The sequence below is a fragment of the Thalassotalea psychrophila genome (assembly GCF_031583595.1).
GTDB classification, from domain to species: domain Bacteria; phylum Pseudomonadota; class Gammaproteobacteria; order Enterobacterales; family Alteromonadaceae; genus Thalassotalea_A; species Thalassotalea_A psychrophila.
In genome coordinates, this window is sequence record NZ_CP134145.1 from 4682326 (window position 1) to 4704067 (window position 21742).

The 21742-nt window shown below is 39.6% G+C and carries 10 protein-coding genes; 5 read left to right on the plus strand and 5 right to left on the minus strand.

Annotated features, from left to right (window positions below):
* Window positions 1–7 precede the first annotated feature (7 nt).
* From RGQ13_RS19570 to RGQ13_RS19590, 5 genes are all read right to left on the minus strand, one after another.
* A complete protein-coding gene (locus RGQ13_RS19570) occupies window positions 8–2050 on the minus strand; it encodes a glycoside hydrolase family 97 protein (protein WP_348391410.1) in 2043 nt (680 codons plus the stop codon).
* Window positions 2051–2073: 23 nt separating this feature from the next.
* The gene (gene pulA, locus RGQ13_RS19575; RefSeq protein ID WP_348391411.1) at window positions 2074–4863 is read right to left on the minus strand and encodes a pullulanase-type alpha-1,6-glucosidase; all 2790 of its coding nucleotides are present in this window, start codon (window positions 4861–4863) and stop codon (window positions 2074–2076) included.
* A gap of 62 nt (window positions 4864–4925) precedes the next feature.
* Window positions 4926–9119, minus strand: a complete 4194-nt coding sequence (locus RGQ13_RS19580) for an alpha-1,6-glucosidase domain-containing protein (RefSeq protein WP_348391412.1) — start codon at window positions 9117–9119, stop codon at window positions 4926–4928.
* A 178-nt stretch (window positions 9120–9297) separates the two neighbouring features.
* The gene (locus tag RGQ13_RS19585; protein ID WP_348391413.1) at window positions 9298–9540 is read right to left on the minus strand and encodes a hypothetical protein; all 243 of its coding nucleotides are present in this window, start codon (window positions 9538–9540) and stop codon (window positions 9298–9300) included.
* 210 nt (window positions 9541–9750) lie between these two features.
* Window positions 9751–11925, minus strand: coding sequence for a pullulanase-associated domain-containing protein (locus RGQ13_RS19590; RefSeq protein ID WP_348391414.1), 2175 nt, complete (start codon window positions 11923–11925; stop codon window positions 9751–9753).
* 498 nt (window positions 11926–12423) lie between these two features.
* Here RGQ13_RS19590 and RGQ13_RS19595 point away from each other — a divergent pair, with 498 nt between their 5' ends.
* The 5 genes from RGQ13_RS19595 to RGQ13_RS19615 all read left to right on the plus strand — a co-directional run bounded on the left by RGQ13_RS19595 (window position 12424) and on the right by RGQ13_RS19615 (window position 21692).
* Window positions 12424–15396 (plus strand): TonB-dependent receptor, encoded by a 2973-nt coding sequence (locus RGQ13_RS19595; RefSeq protein ID WP_348391415.1) that lies wholly within the window; start codon window positions 12424–12426, stop codon window positions 15394–15396.
* Window positions 15397–15597: 201 nt separating this feature from the next.
* A complete protein-coding gene (locus tag RGQ13_RS19600; protein WP_348391416.1) occupies window positions 15598–17277 on the plus strand; it encodes a CRTAC1 family protein in 1680 nt (559 codons plus the stop codon).
* A 12-nt stretch (window positions 17278–17289) separates the two neighbouring features.
* Window positions 17290–19236 carry a vanadium-dependent haloperoxidase gene (locus RGQ13_RS19605; RefSeq protein WP_348391417.1) on the plus strand — a complete coding sequence of 649 codons (1947 nt, stop codon included), beginning with the start codon at window positions 17290–17292 and terminating at the stop codon, window positions 19234–19236.
* Between the two features lie 23 nt (window positions 19237–19259).
* Window positions 19260–20177 carry an aldo/keto reductase gene (locus RGQ13_RS19610; RefSeq protein WP_348391418.1) on the plus strand — a complete coding sequence of 306 codons (918 nt, stop codon included), beginning with the start codon at window positions 19260–19262 and terminating at the stop codon, window positions 20175–20177.
* Window positions 20178–20270: 93 nt separating this feature from the next.
* The gene (locus RGQ13_RS19615; protein ID WP_348391419.1) at window positions 20271–21692 is read left to right on the plus strand and encodes an MFS transporter; all 1422 of its coding nucleotides are present in this window, start codon (window positions 20271–20273) and stop codon (window positions 21690–21692) included.
* Window positions 21693–21742 lie beyond the last annotated feature (50 nt).

A 21742-nucleotide genomic window follows, 5' to 3' on the forward strand; every position in this document is an offset into this window, starting at 1 on the left:
CTTTTTATTATTTTATTGCTTTAAAGCGAATGGCAACACCGCCACTGGTTGCTAACGGTAACGTTAGTGTATCTACTTGAGTTACATTTTTTTGTTCAATGATCATTTCGTACGGGTTTTCAATCCAATTAGCATTTTCACCATCACGATAAATTTCGGCAACATAGCGTTTATTTGCAGACAAAAAGTCTAATTTAATCTCGATCGTGCGGCTATCTTCATCGGTTAGCGCACCTACATACCAATCTTCACTATGCTTGTCTTGACGAGCGAATGCAACATAATCACCTACTTCACCAGCAACCGCAATTGACTTAGCCCAATCAGTTGGTACATCTAAAATGAATTGAAATGCAGGCAAGTTAGCTTCATAGTTGCGCGGTAAATCTGCCGCCATTTGAATAGGGCTATACAACACAACATATAAGGCTAATTGCTTAGCCAGGGTAGTTTGTGGTCTGTTCGTGTCCGCACCTAAACCATTAAAGCCCATGTTGAATATACCAGGAGTGAAATCCATTGGCCCGGCCAACATTCTTGTATAAGGCAGCATTGCTGCATGCTCTGGAGGGTTAGGAGGTGTTCCCCAAGCGTTAAATTCTTGGCCACGAGCTCCTTCACGGGCAATCCAGTTTGGGTAAGTACGACGCAAACCTGTGTCTTTTATAGGTTCATGGGTGTTAATGCTGATATTTCGTTTTGCCGCTTCGGTAATATTGTACAAGTATTCATTTACCATGAATTGGCCATCATGCCATTCATGACGGGCGATGCCATTTTCATCGATACGTTTGATGTTACCACCATCAGCAACATAACCGGTTTTCACTTGCGTTACGCCGTGCTTTTCATATAAATCAAAAGCCGCGCCCATTTGCTTACGATAGTTGGTTACATTACCTGATGTTTCATGGTGGCCAATTAATTCTACGCCAACATTTTTGCCATGTGTGCTTATCGCATTAATGTCAAAATCATCATAAGTTTCGGTGAAATTAAAGACATCACCATTAAAGAACCAGTCGCCATCCCAGCCAACATTCCATCCTTCAACGAGCACTCCTTTAAAACCATATTTAGCGGCAAAGTCCATATAACGTTTTACTTCAGAGGTTGTTGCGCCATGAGTTTCACCGCTCCCCCAAGTTGTTTCTTTTACATGCATGCCCCACCAAATGCCCACATATTTGCCCGGCTCTACCCAGCTAACATCACCAAGTTTGTTCGGTTCGTTTAAATTTAGAATCAAGTTTGAATTCAATAGACCAACCGCATCTTTACTCACTTGAATAGTGCGCCACGGGGTTGTAAAACCGGCTGTAGTTTTAACTAAAATACCGTCCGACCAAGGTGCTAAATCAGCTTTTAATACCCCTGGGCGGCGTTGATTTACCGACATACCCGCATAATCAATAAGCGCGGCTTCATGAATGCTCATATGTACACCTGAGCCTAAGGTGAAGGTGAATGGCGTATGGGCAATGTTAACCTCTTCAAACTCTGTAGTGTTATACACATACTCATAACGATTGAATTCGCGCGATGGGATCCAATACGCTGTTGAATTCTTAAAATCTTTAATGGCAAATTCGGTTAATTCATTGGTGATATTTACCTTATCTAAACCATTTTGTTTTGGCACTTCATAGCGAAAACCTAAGCCATCATTGAATACCCTAACCTTTACCGTAAACGTGTTAACGGTTGCTCGCTCGGCAAGTAAGGCTACGGCCAATTCATTATGATGATCGGTAATGTTTTGTTGCTCTCCCCAAGGCTGCTGCCATGTAGAGTTTACCGAGGTAGTTTTAACGGTATCAATGGCAAAACCACCGTCTAAATATGGGCCATCTTTAAACACCAACCCAAGTTTTGACGGCTCAACAACCTCTTCGCCATTAAATGTCACTTTATACTTAATAACGTCATTTGTATCAGAAAGCGTAAACACCAGATTACCATCGGGCGATTTAACACTCACTTCTTTAGCTAGCAATGATGGGCTGGAAAATATTGCGATTATGGTAACGATCTTAAATAACGTTTTCATTGGAAATCCTATTAGTTTGATGCTTATTTCACAAATACTGCAGTGCTAAATTTATTAACCGTGAAGCCATTTTCATCAGCTAAACTTTCTCGTATTAATTGGTCAGAACTTGTCGCTTGTACTTGGTGCAAGGTGAATGTTTCGGCTCCTTCAAATGCAAAGGTTTGCTGCTTGGCCGAACTGTTAAAAACAACTACAATTTGCTGATGTTCTTTATCGATATCATCCTTATCTGTCAGACTCATAACAATTAAGCCAAGCTCTTGCTCACTGCCGGTATTAAGAAATTTAAGTTGTGAATTAATTGCTTCAGCAGTGGTTAAACGAAATAAATTTATTGAGCTTCTAATTTTTAATAATTCAATAAAGCGCGACCGACTAAATTCAATATGCTTTGCTTTAACCAGATCACGACCGGCATTCTTATTGATGACTTTGCTGATCACTTGCCAGTTTTGCTGATCTTTCTCGTGTGGCGGTAAACCAACATTATAGTTATTGCTTTGCATTGCAAAATCGACCTTGTTAAACCAATGCCCGTAATCGTAACTGTCACGCAAATAAGATTTAGAACGTAATAGTTCTGACCCCATATGTAAGAATGGAATACCCTGGGCGAGCAATGGATATGACAAGCTTAAGGTGTGCAAACGTACCCGATCATCAATACTTAAGCTAAAGTCATTACGGTATTGGTTATTATCCCAAAGGGTTTGGTTATCATGTTTTGACACATAATTGATGGTATCGGCAGGATCTAAGGCATAACCGGATGGTTGGTCGCCATAAGGTATATCTTTACCAGTAACCTGTTCGTTTTGCGCATTGGTTAATGGGAAATTAGCTAAGTTACCGGCTAAACCAACCCTAAGTTGATCAGCAAGTAAAAGGTAATGTTGCTGGCTATCAGCTTGACTGCGAAGTTCATTAGGTAAGGTATATAAACCATTCCCTATGCCTTGTAGTTTTCTTATTTCATCACCAGATTCTGTCATACCACCGCCACGTACCGCGTCACGAAGTCTGTCAGTAAAAGTACCTATTTCGGTACCACCTAATTCTAATTGACTCGCTTGCACAAAACGTTGGTTATTGGCTACTTCACCAAAATTCCAACCTTCTCCATAAAAATAGGTATCTGGATCAACCGCGATCACCGCTTCTCGTGCTTGCAACATTACCGACTTTGGTTGATGCGCCATTAAATCAAAGCGAAAACCGTCAATTTTGTAATCTCTAGCCCAAACCACTAACGAGTCGGTCATCAATTTAGCCATCATTTTTCGTTCAGTTGCAGTATTGTCACAACAAGTTGACTGCTCAACTAACCCAGTTACAGGATTTAGTCGCTGATAATAACCCGGCACAATTTTATCAAGTACCGATGTGCCTTTTAAACCGGCTTGGTGAGTATGGTTATACACCACATCCATGATCACCCGAAAACCTAAGTTATGGATGTTTTGTACCATGTCACGAAACTCAACTATACGCGCATTACCTTCTGGGTTTAACGCATAACTACCTTCCGGCACAGTGTAATGAAACGGATCATAACCCCAGTTGTAGTCATCAATTTCGCGCAATTCACTGACCATTTTTTCAGCCTCAGAGCTTGCCGGGTCATAACTGTTTAAAATATCTAGTAAGGTTTGTTGATTATTGAGTTCTGCGTTTTGACAAAGACTGTGTTTGGCATAAATTGAACATAGTTTTTCTACTTTGTCGGTCAAAGTTATGCGTTGTTCTTTTACTTCATTAACAGTGCCAATATCAAAGGCAGGCAATAAATGAATGTTATTTAATCCAGCCTGTTTCAGTAATTTTAAATGATTAATGCCGTCGCTATTTTGCTCAGCAAAGGCTTTATACTTACCTTTAGCTTGATGGTCTGCAACACTATTATCGGTGCCACTAAAATCGCCAATATGCAGTTCATAAAAAATATTGTCTTCAACGTTTGCAACTGTTGGGTTTGCTTGCTCATCCCAGCCCAAAGGTTTGGTTAACGGATTATTTAAATCAGTTACTTGAGAATATTCACTGTTCGCAGATAAGCTTAAAGAATAAGGGTCTGTTGTTATTAGCGTTTCAACTTGCTGGCTTTCAGGATGAAATACTTCAATCTTATATTGATAATACATGCCCATTAATGGCTGCTTAACTAATTCTTGCCATGCACCCGTTGTTAAGTTTTGGCTTAATTCAATCTCTTGTAACTCATGCTCCGATTTATCTTGATTAAACAATAAAACACTGACACTTTTAGCCGTTGGTGCCCATAGTTTAAATTGAGTACCTTGCGCAGACAATGTCGAGCCCAAATCGGTTATTTCATCGGCGTCATCACTTGCAGAAGTATAAAGATCATCAATTACATTACCAATTTGCATATTCGTGGCACTGATTATTTCGTGATCAACGCTGACACCGACCAGCAATAGTTGCGCTTTTAATAACTGCTTTATTACATTATCATCGATATTTTTAGGTAAACTGTACGCCTTGCCCTTGCCCGCTAAATGCGGAAATGTATCCGCTAAATTAACACTCAAAGTAGCCGCAGTTAAAACAATAGGTTCAAGATCTTTATTGGCACTTAACAATAAATACAAATTATTATCGAGGTGATTAACAACATAAATGGTGTTGCGTTCCAACCAATGGCTCGACGAATTTTCGGTTATTGCAGAAGCATTTTCGAATGAAATATCACTAAACTTGGTATGAGACAGATTATTTGTTTGCTGTAATCCATCACAAGCAAATAAGCTAAGAGAAATAATTATTAAAGTCGATATTTTTTTTATCACAAAGTTACACCTATTAAATACGAGAAAGGGTCTATCGATTGCAGATAGACCCTGGTAATAAATTACTCACATTGTTGGATAATTAAACTACCCACATTATAGTCTTTGCTTGGGTTAGCAGAGTCTAAAGTGAGTAAGAAACTATATTGTCCTTGCGGCAGTATTGTTTGATTATTACTTGTCCCCGTTCCCTCGTAAGCAATTGGATAAGTTATGCCAACGTCTAAATTATCAGTATTAATATCATTGCCAGCTGCTTGAGGTACCCACAGTTGAGTTGTCCAGCTGCCATCATCTGATGCTAACTTAAATTCAAAATCACCATCAAAATCTGCCACAGCCTGATAAACATTGTTGCCTTTATAATGAAGCCTAAATTGCTCTTCGGCATTCCAACCTGAATGGCTACCACGAACATAAAGCTCGCCACTACCGGCAATATCAAATGGAATAGCATCAGCTGAGTCAGGTAATAATGCACAATTTATCGTTTCTACTTTACTAATAATAGATAGTTCTGGCGTAATTTTTGCGGCATTTAAGCTGAATTGATAATTGCTCGCAGTAGCTAAGTTAATAACAATATTACCATCCACATCGGCACTGGCGGCTACTGAATCAGCAGTAAAATCAACCTCATTAAAGCCTAAGTCAACAATACTCTCAGTTAAATCTGTTATCGCAAACGTATGAGTTCCAACGGCTAAATCAACGCTTAAACTATATATTCCATTGCCTTGATAGGTAAACGTATCACCGCTGGTGAAACTTGGCGAACCCCAATTATTCATACTGCCACTAAGGTAAATTTCAGTATCACCGTAAGGAGCAATATCAGGAGCATTTAGCGTTGCATCTGCTGCCAAACCTTGCCCTTGAGCACCGCTTTGTGGTTTTACAAATACCGCCGTAGTGTATGCGGGCACTGTAAATGTACCTTCGCCAACGCCTTGGGTGTAGGTCGATGTTTTAACCACGCTATCATTTGATATTTGTTGGATAGCATTTAATTCAAAGTCATTTGCACTGACAATTGTATGAGATTGCTCAACAGCAGAGCCATTAATAACCACCACAATAGCATCATTTTCAGTATCTAAATCCGTTAAGCCTAAACCATCATCCAGGCTCATAACAATCAAACCCTGAGTTTGACTAGAGCCGGTATTGTGAAAGCCAACTCGATCAATAATATCTGCCGTTGTCGTAAGTCGAAACAAAGGACTTGCTGAACGAATTGCGACAAAATCTTTAAACACATCACTGGCAAGTTGAATGTCTGTCGCCGTAATACTGATATTAGCATTGCCGTTGAGGGCCGACATCAAACTCCACTTAGCTTCATTATCTTCAGCTAACGGCAAGCCTACATTCCAGTTGTTAGTGGTTTTAGTGAAGTCGACATAGTTAAACCAATCACCAGCATCATAAGTATTTCTGTCCATTGATTTTGAGCGAAGTAAATCTCCACCTAATTGGAAAAATGGAATACCTTGGCTTAATAATGGAATTGTGGCGGCAATATTTTGCACCCTTACACGATCAGCTCGGGCCATACCGGTTGGTAAACCATATTGTAATTGATCCCATAGGGTTTCATTATCATGCTTTGACACATAATTAATAATATCAGCAGGGTCTTTGCCGTAGGCAGATTGCGAGAAGTTTTTACCTGACTTGACGTTACCGCTTTGATCTTCAAGCAAGTAGTTGGCCTGAGTACCTGCTAAACCTAAACGAATAATGTCTTGGTCATTTAAACTGCCCGAGGATTGAAATAAAGATGCGCTGCGAATTATATCTCTTGGGCGATCATTAAACGTACCTACTTGCATACCGGCAATATTATTTTGATCTGCCTGAACATAGCCTTTATCTGCTCGAGTCCAACCTTCACCATAAAAATAATTATCCGGGTCAATTGCTTGTACTGCAGCGCGAGCAGAAGTAATAGATTCAACAGAATTATTACTCATTATGTCAAAGCGGAAACCATCAAATTTATATGCTGAGGTCCACTGCATTAGAGAGTCAACCATCAACTTTTGCATCATTTCGTGTTCTGGCGCGGTATCTTGACAACAGGTTGCATTTTCAACATTACCGGTAATTAAATCACGGCGATGATAATAACCAGGAACTACTTTATCTAGTACTGAGTTTTCCCACAAACCTGATGTACTGGTATGATTATAAACAACATCAAGAACAACCCTTAAGCCGATATCATGAAGTGCTTTATTCATTGAACGCATTTCAATGATGCGCGCAACGCCGTCAGAATTTGAAGCATAGCTGCCATCTGGAGTATTGAAATGCTCTGGATCATAACCCCAGTTAAAACTATCTAAGCCGCGTAGTGATTGTGCTAATGCTTGTGCATCAGTGCTGCTTGGATCATAACTTTCATAGACCGATAATAAGGTTGCATCATTCGATTCCACACCACAGACAGGAGCGTTACTTGCCACGGCACATAACTCTGCCACAGTGTTGTTGATATTAACTCTATCACTACTATCTTCACCAATGCTGGCAATATCATTTACCGGTAAAAACTGAAAATGGGTTAAGCCACTATTCGCTAACGCTTGTAAATGTTTAACCGGTGCAGAGTCCGTTTCAGTAAAGGCTAAATATTTACCGCGGTTTTCAACAGAAGTACTTTCATCGCGAATACTGAAATCACGAATATGACCTTCATAAACCATAGTATCTTCAAAATTGTCAATTTCAGGGACCGCATGTCCATCCCAATCTAAAGGCTTTAAATCGTCATCATTTAAATTAACAAACTGCGAGTAGTTGCCGTTAGTCGATAAAGAAACAGAATAAGGGTCGGTGCTAGTAACTGTTTCAAAGCGCTGGTTCTGCGCATGAAAAACATTAATCTCGTACTGATAAAATTGTCGATCAACACTTAAAGGTAAGTCGGTAGACCAAACGCCGCTGTCGTTACTTACGCTCATCTCATAGCTGGTTTGTAATACTTTATTGTCGTTAAATACTTTAACAGTAACTTGTTTAGCCGTTGGTGACCAAAGGTTAGCAACAATAGCCGAATCGCTATAAATTAGACCTAAAGTGGCTTCGTTAGCATCATTGCTAGCTTGGGTGTATAAGGCATCAATCACTTTTGGCGTTTGCACATATGTAGCCGAGACTACGCTATCGCCAGCATAAGCTATTGCTAATAATTTGCCGGTTAGCATTTGCTTTGCTTTTGCAATATCAACACTATCTGCAGTAAACGCCGCAAGGTCTTTGTAACGGGGAATGTCTAGACTGGTTGCAGGATGTGTACCTGATGTTTGTGGATAAAATTCAATATAATTATCACCTGAAATACCAGTTTCACCATCAAAACCTAATTCGTCAACATCAGAACTATACACTCTGACTTTAGTGATTGACGCTGACGATTCAGCCAAAAACAATGTATCAGCTGTAGCCCAATGCGCCGCAGTATTTTCAATTCTTACGCCTTCAGGAATTGCTGTTGGTACATAAAACAGATCTGGAAATCCTGATAATGTCCATATCATATTGCCCTTAACTAGATTCGCTCTTAAATCCGCACCGCCGATATCTTTTTCATCACCTTTATGGACGATAAAATTGGCACAATCAGCATCAGTGTTAGTGCTTATCACCCAGTAAGCGCCATAATTCGGGTCTATCCCTGTCGATTGCACACCAGTTGCCCACTCGCTACCAGCATCAGCAGCATAATCACTATAAGCATTACAATTTTCATTATTCCAAAGGTGCAATATCCAATCAGCGTAGTCATCATCACTGCGATTATAAAAGACCACCATCTGTCCATCGGTTGCACTAACAACTGGCTCAGGTAGACTTGGATCAACAAGTTGCAATTCTATTTTAACGCTACGCTCAACACTTCCTGCAGCATCAGCAACATTCAGTACCGCAATATAAGTTCCGCTTGCTGAATAAGCATGTGAAAACGTATTGTTACTAGCACAATTAGCTAACTCTTGAGTGTCAGTATTATCACCAAGGCTTATAGAACACGTTAGTGAGTCGTTATCCGGATCAGATATATCCCAAGAGAATTCAACACTACCGTCTTCATTATTAATACTGGTTGAAAAGCCGGCAATTACCGGTAAATTATTAGTTGTTTTATTGCCAGAAGTAGAGTCGCCACCACCGCCTCCTCCTCCACAACCAATCAGGGTTGTAGAAACAACAGTCGTAACTAGCAGGGTTTTCATCCAATGAACGATCATGGCTTTATCTCTTATTAATTATATGTCTATAAAACATGCTAATTGCTCGCTGCTTTTATAGATAGGGATTGCATACGTATTCAGTTAATAAATCAGCCTTGGCGAGCACAAATTGCATACGTATTCAGCTAATTAAGCAACTATTGTTATAGTATTCGTTCAGCCCGATTATAAGTATCTATTCATAATGCAACGCTTTGATAAGTTTTGCTCGCGCAACTTTTATTGCATTACCACTAACAGTAAGCCAAGCAATAGCAGCTAGGAATACCAATAAACATATTGGAACATTAATCCAGGTGTTGATACGAAAGGAAACTCTTCTAACCATATAGACGTTAATGGCTAAACTCGAAGCTAAAGACAACATCAATGCCATGCGTTGCTCTTCAACGAATTGTCCTGCAACTAGATCGTCCATTAACAAAACAGAATTAATGCCGTCCCTGGCAATTCTGCATATAGTTCGTCCATTAACAAAACAGAATTAATGCCGTCCCTGGCAATTCTGCATATAGTTCGTCCATTAACAAAACAGAATTAATGCCGTCCCTGGCAATTCTGCATATAGTTCGTCCATAAACAAAAAGGGACCAAATAGGTCCCTTGTATATTATTTGTGAACTAAATTTTATTTCACACTAACCGTTAGCTCTGGCATGTCAGGCGTAATCGCGTTTACCGTGAATACCAGTGTAGCAGTAGTATCAACAGTAATAGACAAATTACCTTGGTCGCCAGTGTCTTCAGCTAAACCAGCAGTAAGAACATCACCTAAAGTATTAACTACATCTCCAGATGTTACTGGACCTATAGTTGAATCACCTGACCAATCAGCATCAGCTATTTTAAATGAATAAGTACCAGCAACAATCTCTGTTTCTAAAGTATAAACACCTAAGTCGTAAGTAAATGCATAAGCTTCATCAGTTCCCCAACCGTTCATGTCGCCCTTAAGGTACATAGTACGAGCTTGATAAGGAGTAAATTCACTTACAGTAAGTACCGGAGACACTTTGTTTGATGCATCTAAGTCAAACATCAAGAACCCATCGGCAGCAACGTCCATTTTAAGGTTAGCGTTTTCTCCAGTTGTTGATTTAACAGCAAGAGTTAACGCTTCACCTATAATCACATCAGCTGATTCAGCATCAACGCCGGCAATGTCAGAAGTTGCTGTCCAATCAGCATCAGCAATTTTGAACTCATGCTCACCAGCAGCAATAACTGCGTATAATGTATAGTGGTTATCTGCATAGCTAAAGGTATAACCGTCACTAACGCCGCCCCATTCACTCATGCTGCCTTTAAGTAATAAATCTACATTTCCGTAAGGGATTGCATTTTCAACTGTTACAACAGGTGCTGCTGGGTCGGTAGCATCTAAAGTGAATTTGTAGTTAGCTGCAGTAGCAATTTCTAAAGTAATGTTTTGGGCAATACCTTCACCAAACACTAATGTTTTAGCTTCAGCAACTACAAGTGCTTCTTCGCCAACCGCGGCGCCAAAGTTAGTAGCTTCAGTCCAATTACTATCGGCAATTTTAAATTCATAAGGCGCATCAACTTCAGTAACATCTAAAGCCATTACAAAAGAGTAAATGCTATCGCCTTCATAAGTCATTGGTGTGGTATTAGACCAGTCATTCATTGACCCTTTTACATACATTACGCCATCGTATGTAACTTCAATTACAGTCAGTGTAGGGTTTTCAGGATCATTTGCGTCGAATGTGAATTGGTAGTTAGCATCGGCAGTAACGGTAATTTTTAAGTTTTCACCTTCGCCTTCACCAACCATTAATGTTTTCGCTTCACCAAGCGCCACATCACCTTCAGTTTCCATGGCGGCAAATGAGGTTGGCTCTGACCAATTTAAATCAGCAACTTTAAACTCGTAAGCATCAACAGATGCTGGAATTGCCGCTACAAGAGTGAACACACCATCGTTATAATCGAATTGATAATCTGAACCTTCTTCGGCAGACCAGTCATTAAAGCCGCCACGTAAATGCAGTGTTGTTTCTGCAGGAACAAACGTTTCTAAAACTGTAGGGTCAGCAATACAAGCATCGCCAGCTTCGTTTAAAACTTCTGGTGCTGTACAAGTTAATGATGCGCCACCAGGTACGACTAAAGAAGGAAAAGTACGAGGATGAGGAATTATAAAATCAGCAAAGGCATCATCGGCAACTAAATCTAGTACATATAAATTACCGGTAGGGTTTTGTTCAGGAGTAGAAATATCATAGATAATATCCTGAGTTTGTAGTGAATCATTATCGTAAGGAATAAAGTTCACACAGTTTGGCGCATCAATAATATTTAAAATCCAGTAAGCACCAAAATTTTCATCAACGCCATCTGGGGTAGTTGGAACGCCCCACGCAGTACCTTCATCGGCACCAAAATCTGCCCATGAGCTACAATCAGCATTATTCCAATGATGTATGCCCCAAGCACTTAAATCAATGCTAGCATCATCAATCTGATAATAAACCACCAATTCACCAGGACCGGCAATATAACTAGGTGCTGGCATGGTGATTCCGTTAGAGCCATCTATCCAGGCATTTGTATCCATAATACAAATGCCAGCAGCATCAGGATCTGGAACTTCAGGGTAATTACACTGCTGCGGAATAAACTCACAAGCAGTACCATCTTCAGTTAAGGTTTCTGGTGCTTTACACCAAACAGGGCTTTCAGTTGCAACATTGCCATCATCATCACTACCACACCCAGTGAGTGCAGTTATTGATAACGCCAACATTACACAAGTTAATTGTTTTATGTAACTTGACATATAGAGTATCTCCAAATTTTTTAATTAGTTTCTGCTTTATATTTATATTTATACTATTCACTAGAAACGGTTGTTTTTTATACTGTCACGTACTCAAAAAACTTAACATCCATATGTTGAATTGCACGAACCACTTTTTAGGTAGCCTGTACAATTCATTAACAATACTATTCTTCTCTCCTCTTAAAATCTAACTCTTAAGGCATGAATACGTATTCATTAGAAGTCAATATGTTTGTAGATTTTGCCAAAGCCCAGACAAAACAGCGTCTGCAGGGTTTTTTCACATGATATTAACCTGCCTAGCCCAATGTAACCCAATCGTTATCAGTTGTAATCAACGGTAAAATCAGGAATAGTATTAATGTCACTGTATATCTTAAAAAGCATAACTTTATGGAAAATGGAAGTTTCCTAAAACTCTTCATCAGCATGTGAGATTTATCTCAATGCTTTGGAGCTTTAGCTAATACAAAAAATTATTAGGAATAAGATACAATGAACAAATTCAAACCCAGCATTTTAACACTCAGCCTTTTAGCTGCAGGGTTAACATTTGCTAGCGTGCCTAGTTTTGCTCAAGAAGAAAGCGAAGCGCCAACCGCAGAACAATCAACAGCCGTAGAAATCGATGAAGAACAAGTTGAAGTAATTGAAGTTACTGGTTTCCGTGGCAGTGTAATCAAATCATTAAATACCAAACGTTATGCCGATACAGTAGTTGACGCAATATCTGCCGATGACATTGGTGGTTTACCTGACGTATCTATTGCTGACTCATTAACTCGACTACCTGGTGTTACCTCTATTCGAGTTGACGGACAATCAAGCGAACTAAATATTCGTGGTCTTTCTGGCGGTTTTGTTTTCTCTACCTTAAATGGTCGTGAGCAAGTTTCTTCAGCTGGTGGCCGTAATGTACAGTTTGACCAATTCCCTTCAGAACTGATACATCAGGCGCAAGTATACAAATCTCAAAAAGCATCACTTATTGAAGGTGGTGTGGCCGGTACTATCGAATTACAAACTGCAAACGCACTACAAAATGAAGAAGATACTAAAGTTCGTTTCTCAGCTCATGGTAACTGGAACGAAGCTGCGGCAGATAATGAAGACTCGGATACTTTCGGTCGACGTTTAACCGCGTCTTATCAAGGTAAATTTTTAGAAGATACTGTCGGTGTTTCAGTTGGTTTAGCACAAATGTTTCAACCAACGGTTTCAAGCCGATTTGTTAACTATCAATTTGATAACGTTGATTTATCAAATTCTTATGATGGTGGCCCAGAAAGCATTTTAGTTTCGAGTGGTTTCGAACTTAATGAGCGCGGCGGTGAAGATGAACGTAACGCCATTGTATTAGCTCTAAACTATGAGCCAAGAGATGATTTACGTTTCCAGGCTGATGTATTTTACTCAGATTTTGAATCTGACAAATGGGATCGTGGTATTCGAGTATCAGGATTGAATAATATTCAAAACCCAAATTCTGGCTTAGCACTAACCAATCCAGTTGTTGGTAATGGTGCATTATTAGGTGGCACATTCTCACGTGATCCTAATAACGACATTGATGCTCCACCATTTAAAACTTCAGCACGTGATATGAATGTGCAAACTCAAGCTGATGATAACTCTACTGAGAGTAGTGTTTTTTCTTGGGGCTTAAAGGGTGAATGGGACATTAACGATCAATTAATGATGACTGTCGATTTTGCTCATTCTGAAGCGGAAGAAACTTATCGAGATCAAGTGTTACGCATGGCCTATTTTGAAGATTCTAGCGCGGCAACTCCGGTTATTGATGACAACATTGTTATGACCTACGAGTTAGATGGCCTAGATATCCCTGATGTGAGCTTTAATCAAGATTTTACCGATTTAAACCACATGATGGTGACGAGTTCTGAATCGTACCCACATATCGAAGAAAACTCTTCTGATGCTGTTCGAGTTGATTTTGTATACGAGCTTGATAACGAATACATTCGCTCAATTGAAGCAGGTGTACGGGTATCAAATCGAGAATATGAATTAGATCGTGGTCGTTTCTTATATGGTACAAACGACTTTAATATGCGTAATGGCCAATACATTGTCTACGGTCCTAACGATGCTGATGGCAACCCTACAGAAACAACGCGCTACCAACCATTTCAAATTCCAGAAGAGATGGCAACATCAACATCAATTGGTGGTGACCTATCAGGCATGCCTGGTTTCTTGTCGGTAAATAATGCCGATATCTTAAATGCCTGGATCCCTGATGTAGATCGTACCCCACTTAAACGATGGGACCATTCTTGGACCATGTCGCAAAGTAATATGGTTGAAGAAGATGTTACTGCAATTTACGTGCAAGCGAACATAGATGCTGAAATATTCAATTTGCCAGTTACCGGTAACTTTGGTATTCGTGCGATTGAAACTGAGCAAAAAAGTACAGGTTTAATTAATGTTGGTGCCGGTAACGGTGATGTACTTTATGATGACCGTGGTGTTGCTAGTGACGAATGGGTAAAAGGTACTGTTGGTACAGAGTACACTGACTACTTACCATCATTTAACTTGAACTTTGCCATTACTGATGATGATCAACTTCGCTTTGCGTATGCAAAAGTATTAGCACGTCCTGATATGGGCGATATGGCCAACAGTGGTAACTTTGCTTTTAATCAAGAAGTAGATGGTAACTTTATTGCTTTAGATAGTAATACCAGCCCGTTTATTCGTCCATTTTATGCCGATCAAATTGATGTGTCTTATGAACATTACTTTGTAGAAACTGACGGTGCCTTTGTTTTTGCTGTTTGGAATAAAGATATTGAAAACTACCCTGGTACAATCGTTGATGAAAACTTTGATTATGCAGCGGCTGGTATTGAAGTACCACCGGTTCCTGCAGACAAGCAGTTTGATGAAACTACTGGTGAAGAATTAGTTTGGGAAAATGGTGATTATACTCATATCGAAAATAATGCTGAAGGTGGCTATATTCGCGGTATCGAAATTGGTTATACACAAACATTTAAATTTTTACCTGGCGCATTTTCTGGCCTAGGTGCTAACTTGAATTTCTCATACACAGAGAGTGAAATTGAACGTCCATCAAACGTACCTGGTGAAGATTCTGCACCGGGTCCAATTGAAGGTCTTTCACCACGTGTATACAGTGCAACCATCTTCTATGATTATGATGACAAGTTCTCTGCACGAGTTAGTGCAAGACATCGTGCCGAGTACTTAGGCCGTCAAATTGCCATTGGTGACAGTCAGTCAGCGTATTTTGAGAAAGAAACTATAGTTTCAGCTCAAACATCATATAACTGGACAGAAAACCTGCAAACAGTGTTATCGGTAGACAACCTTACAGATGAACCAAATGTTTCATATTTTGGTGACACATCACGTACAGGTACTATCCAATACTTCGGTAGAACTATTTACTTTGGTGTTAACTACACTATGTAATAGACCTTAAAAAATAGGAGCAACGTTTATGTTGCTCCTTTTTTATTTTTAAGAAATATCTCTTTAACTATAACGTTTTAACGAAAGACATATTTCTTAGATATAAATATTTTGCTCGAGCGATTAATAACAGTACCATGTGCTTAAACCCGATAAATATTTAAGTAATATCATACATTTAAGTTTAAAGTGGTATAAAGTATGAAAACAAACAATCAACTTAACAGCCTAGTTATTTTAGCTTTTACTAGTATCATTACAGCTTGTGGTGGAGGCGGGGGAAGTACAACAGAAAAACCAACTGTTATAGCACCAACAAGTAATATTATTGGTGAGCCAGTTTCAATTAGTTATGCAAGCGCACAAACTTCCAGCACTGATCAGTGCCATTCATCTGCAGTAGAAAACAGCACAGTTAAATTCACTGAAATATCTCAACAAGCAGGCCTGAACTTTAGCCATTCTATGCCCAATGGCGATGGTATTCTAGGCATGTCAGGTGGTGTAGCCGCAGGAGATTTTAATAGTGATGGCTGGACAGACTTATATGCAATTGGTGGTGCAGGCCAGCCAAATTTATTATTAATTAATCAACAAGATGGTTCATTTAAAGATGATGCTAACTTTGCCAATGTAGACCTATTAAACCGAGGCAGTGGTCCATCGTTTGCAGATATTGACGGTGATGGCTTATTGGATTTATTTGTTGGTAGCGTTGGCGGTGCAAAACCCCGATTATTTATCAATACCGGTAATGAAAAGTTTGCCGATATTACTGAACAATCAGGGCTAAATTTACCTACCAACAATTTCTCTGCAACATGGGGTGATTATGATAAAGATAATGATTTAGATTTATTTGTGACTCATTATGATGATGACACGTTCGAGCATTACCCTTATTTTTGGCGCAATAATGGTGACCTAACTTTTACCGATGTCAGCTTAGCGGCAGGAATAGACAAACTAAGCATTCGCGACAGAACATTTACCCCAAGCTTTGCCGATATAAATAACGACAGCTGGCAAGATTTATTGTTAGTCACTGATAACAATTTAACCAAAGTTTTCATCAATAATCAGGATGGTACGTTTAAAGACTTTACCAACACAGATGTCATTACTGATAACGCCGGCATGGGCTCAGCGATAGGTGATTATGATAACGACGGTGATTTGGATTGGTTTGTATCAGCAATATCTTTTAAAGATGGAGTGAAACATTTTGGCTGGTTAACTCCTGGTAACCGCTTTTATCAAAACCAAGGTGATGGCACTTTTATTGATAAAACCGATGAAACTGGTGTACGTCATGGCTATTGGGGTTGGGCGAGTTGTTTTAGTGACTTTAACAATGATGGTCATTTAGATATTTTTCATGTAAATGGCATGGAAGGCGATGATATAGATCCTATGTTTAAGGACGACCCTTCTCGGTTATTTATGGCCAATGGCGACGGTACATTTACAGAATCAGCACTAGCCGCTGGCATAGATGATAAAGCCATGGGTCGTGGTCTGGTGTGTTTCGATTATGATAAAGATGGCGATCAAGATTTATATATTGCCAATCACAATCAACCGCCAAAATTATTTTGTAATCAAGGTACAAACAACAATTTTATTAATATTCGTTTAGTTGAAAAAACTACGAATACGCAAGCTATTGGTGCACGTATCTATGTTAAAACAACCACTAGCCAGCAGATGCGAGAATTACGCACCGGCAACAACTTTGTTTCTCAAAACCCAGTTGAAGCACATTTCGGCCTACATAAAACCACAAATATCGAATATATTCGTATTGTTTGGCCAGATAGTAAAGAAACCAAAATCAATGATGTTGATAGTAACCAATTTCTTATTATCGAAAGAATTTAGAGACCTCCTAAGATGAACAACAACCTAATTAAACTATCTAGTTCTGCGTTATTAATATTGGCGATAGCTGCCTGTAATGACTCTAGTGATAATACAACCATAGAAGAACAAAACATAACAGAAAGAGCAGGCCATTCCGTAGCCAGGCAATGGAATGAAGTGATATTACATGGCATTCGAAATGATTATGCCAGACCAACTGTACATGCCCGAAATTTATTCCATACATCATCAGCTATGTTTGATGCATGGGCTACTTTTGATGAAAGTGCAACACCTTTCTTGTATAACAATAGCGTTGCCGGCTTCAGTTGTTCAGCACAAACTATTAACACTGATAATAATTACTTAGAAAACCAAGAGGAAGCAATTAGCTATGCTGCCTACCGTTTAGTTGAACATCGCTTTAGAAATTCCCCAGGGGTTCATTCTATAATGGAAAAGGCGGATGGATTAATGTCAAACCTTGGTTATGATATTAATGACACAACAGAAAATTCCGTTGCTGCATTAGGCAATCATATTGCTGATTGTTATATTCAATTTGGTTTTCAAGACGGTGCAAATGAGCAACTGGGTTATGCCAACACCGCCTATCAACCCGTTAATGCACCTTTAGAGCTAGGTCTGAATCGCCCTGGAAATCCAAACATAACAGATTTAGACCATTGGCAACCTTTATCTATAGAAGGATATATAGATCAAGCCGGCAATCCTGTTGATAGTATTCCTGAGTTTTTAGGTCCTGAGTGGGGTCAAGTGATACCTTTTGCCCTATCAGAAAACGATAAAACAACTTATCCCCGTGATGATTTCGATTATCAGGTTTATTTCGACCCAGGTATGCCTCCAACTATCGAAGGTGATTTAAGTGAAGAATATAAGTGGGGATTCAGTCTAGTTGCCGTTTGGTCGGCGCATTTGGGCAAAAATAATGATGAAGTGTGGGACATATCACCTAACAGCTTAGGTAACATATCTTCATATCCTGAATTGTTTAAAGACTACCCTCAGTTTTACAATCAGCTTAACGGTGGCGACAGCAGTTCTGGCTATAAAACTAACCCGGTAACTAATCAACCATACGAAGAGCAATTAGTACCACGTAGTGACTATGCCAGAGTATTAGCTGAGTTTTGGGCTGATGGACCCGAATCTGAAACACCACCAGGACATTGGTTTGTCATTTTAAATACGGTAAGTGATCACTCCTTACTGGAAAAACGCTGGCAAGGTGAAGGTGACTTACTTGGCAACCTGGAATGGGATATAAAAACCTATTTTGCCATGGGCGGTACCATGCATGACTCAGCAATAACAGCATGGGGCATTAAAGGGCATTACGATTATATTCGCCCGGTATCGGCAATTAGAGCAATGGCTGATTTAGGCCAAAGTACTAATGAAAATCTACCGTCATTTCATATAAACGGCTTGCCTTTAATTGATAATTACATTGAACTGGTTAGCGCGAATGACCCGCTTGTAGGGGAAGATAATGAGCACTTGGGGAAAATTAAAGTGCTATCTTGGAAAGGACCAGAATATATTGATAATCCTGACTCTGATTTAGCAGATGTTGATTGGATCTTAGCTGAAAATTGGTGGCCATATCAGCGCCCTTCTTTTGTTACCCCGCCATTTGCCGGTTATGTTTCAGGTCACTCAACTTATTCGAGAGCTGCCGCTGATTTAATGACAGCGATGACAGGTGATTCATATTTCCCGGGAGGAATGAGTGAGTTTTCAATTAAAGCAGATGAGTTTTTAGTTTTCGAGCAAGGTCCAAGTATCGACATGACTTTACAATGGGCAACTTACAAAGATGCATCTGATCAATGTAGTCTCTCCCGTATATGGGGAGGCATCCACCCTCCTGCCGATGATTTACCAGGAAGGGTAATAGGAGCTAAAATAGGTAAGCAAAGTTTTGAATTTGCACAAAGTTTCTTTAACTAATATTACTGTGAATAAGTGAATTTATGAAAACAATACAAATAGGTAACTTGAGCAAAGTCTCATCAAGACTCATTTATGGTTGTATGCGTATTAACGGCGACAACTCTAGCGACGCCATAGCACAAGGCAAACTTGCGATCCGCAGCGCCATTGATGCCGGTTATAATCACTTTGATCACGCTGATATTTATGGCGGCGGCGAATGTGAACGAATTTTTGGGCAAGTGTTAAAAGAAAGCCCAGAGCTACGCGAACAACTAATTATCACCTCTAAAGCTGGCATTCGTTTTGCCAATACTCCCAATGATGGAGATGTTGGCCGTTATGATTTTTCAAGGGATTATTTAATTAAGCAAGTAGAAGGCTCGTTAGAGCGCCTTAACGTTGAAGCCTTAGACTTATTCTTGTTACATCGTCCAGATTACTTATTTGACCCACAAGAAGTCGCAGAAACGTTTGAGCTTCTTAAGCGTCAAGGCAAAGTGAAACACTTTGGTGTCAGTAATTTTAGCCCTTCACAAGTGAGTTTGTTACAAGCTGCGACAACAGAAAAGTTAATGGTAAACCAAGTTGAAATTAATATTCATAACATCAGTTCGTTTACCGACGGTACGCTGGATCAATGCATGCAACACAACATTACGCCTATGGCTTGGTGTCCAATCGCTACAGTTGTTTATGAAGCTTGGGGCAATACCTTTAGCAGTGAGGATGTGGCTCGAATTCATCAAGAGTTTGATCGCCAAGCACAAATTTATGGTTGTGAAAAATGGATTGTCGCCTTTGCTTGGTTATTAAAGCATCCAGCTAAGATTTGCCCTATTGTTGGCACAACCAACCCACAGCGCATTGTTGCGACTAAACAAGCCCTTGAACTGAATTACTCGCGCGAAGATTGGTATCGCTTATTACAAGCACGAAACGGACAACCTGTTCCGTAACGACAATCAACGAATTTCGACTGTTAATACTTAAAACCATAATAAAATTAACAGCGCCATAAGAACAACTCACAATCAATATTGGGGAAAACAATGCTAGCAATACAACAAAATCTGAGTAAACGCTTTTATGCGCTGCTTAGCTTACCTTCTACCGCTATGGGGTTTGCCTTGTCAGTGCAAATTTCGGCGTTAAGTTGGATATTAACTACCCAATATGGGCTGGATATTCACGAAGTAGGTTTGGTTTGGGCCGCGGGTCCAATTGCTGGCATTTTAGGTCAAGTAATTATAGGTATTATTTCTGACAATGTATGGTTTTGGAATGGCCGCCGTCGACCATTCATTTTAATCGGCGGTGTTTTAGCTGGATTAATGCTATTAGCACTACCAAACATTGATATTGTATCAAAAAGCCTTGGCATTGAAGCAATTCTAGCTGTTGCGATCGCCATAGCGTTAACTCTAGATTTATCGATTAATATTGGCTTTAATCCAACGCGCTCAATTATTGCGGATGTAACACCAGAGGGTGAAAAAAGAACTCGTGGTTACACCTGGATGCAAACCATTTCCGGTACGTTTGGCGTTTTAGCGTACGCGATCGGTGCAATTTGGGGAAACTTCGTTCTTATTTATTTTGGCGCTGCATTAGTACTGGTCTTATCTATTTTCCCGCCGTTTTTTATTACTGAACCGAAAGAACTGAACGTTAGTGAGCACGCTGCTAAAACTGAATCGCTGTCGTTTAAAGATATTATGATCAACATAAAACCGTTATGGGGTTTTATCATCTATGACATTTATGCAATGGGCCGTCAGTTATCAGGCATAACTGTTAATAACTATTATGCCGAAATTATCTGCGCATTACTTACTATTGTTTGGGTAGTTCAAACCATGCGAGCTACTGAGGATGATAAACCTGAGCAAGAAGCTGGTTTAGTTGGATTTCGAAAAATATTAGCCGCACACTCATTTAGCTGGATTGGCATTCAAACTATGTTCGTGTTTATTTTTGCATTTTTACAAGACAAAATGAGTGGTATTGGTGATGATGAGTTAGGTAAAATTATCTCAATAAGCTTTCTTGTTTTGAGTGCTGTGTCGGCATTATTACCAACATTATTACTTGAACCTCTGGCAACAAAATTTGGACGGGTAAAAGTGCACACTTACTGTATCGCGTCTATGGCTACAGGATACTTTTTGGTGGCATTTTTGGGGCATTCAGAATATACCTTGTACTTTTTAATGGCAATATTAGGCATTGGTTGGTCGGCGGTGATCAGTTTAGTTTTTGCCATCATGTCGGAGAAAATTGACCAAAATAAAATGGGCATGTACATGGGCTTATTTAACTTGTCGGTTGTTATTCCGCAGTTGTTGGTTAGCTTGGGTGTCGGTTTATTCATTTCACAAACGAATGACAAGAGCGCCATATTCATTTTATGTGGCATCGCCTTAACGATTTCAGCATTATGTTGGAGCCAAGTTAAAGAACATAAAAAGTAAATCCTAGGGCCATAGGCAGTTTATTGTATTGAACTTTGACTATGGCCCTC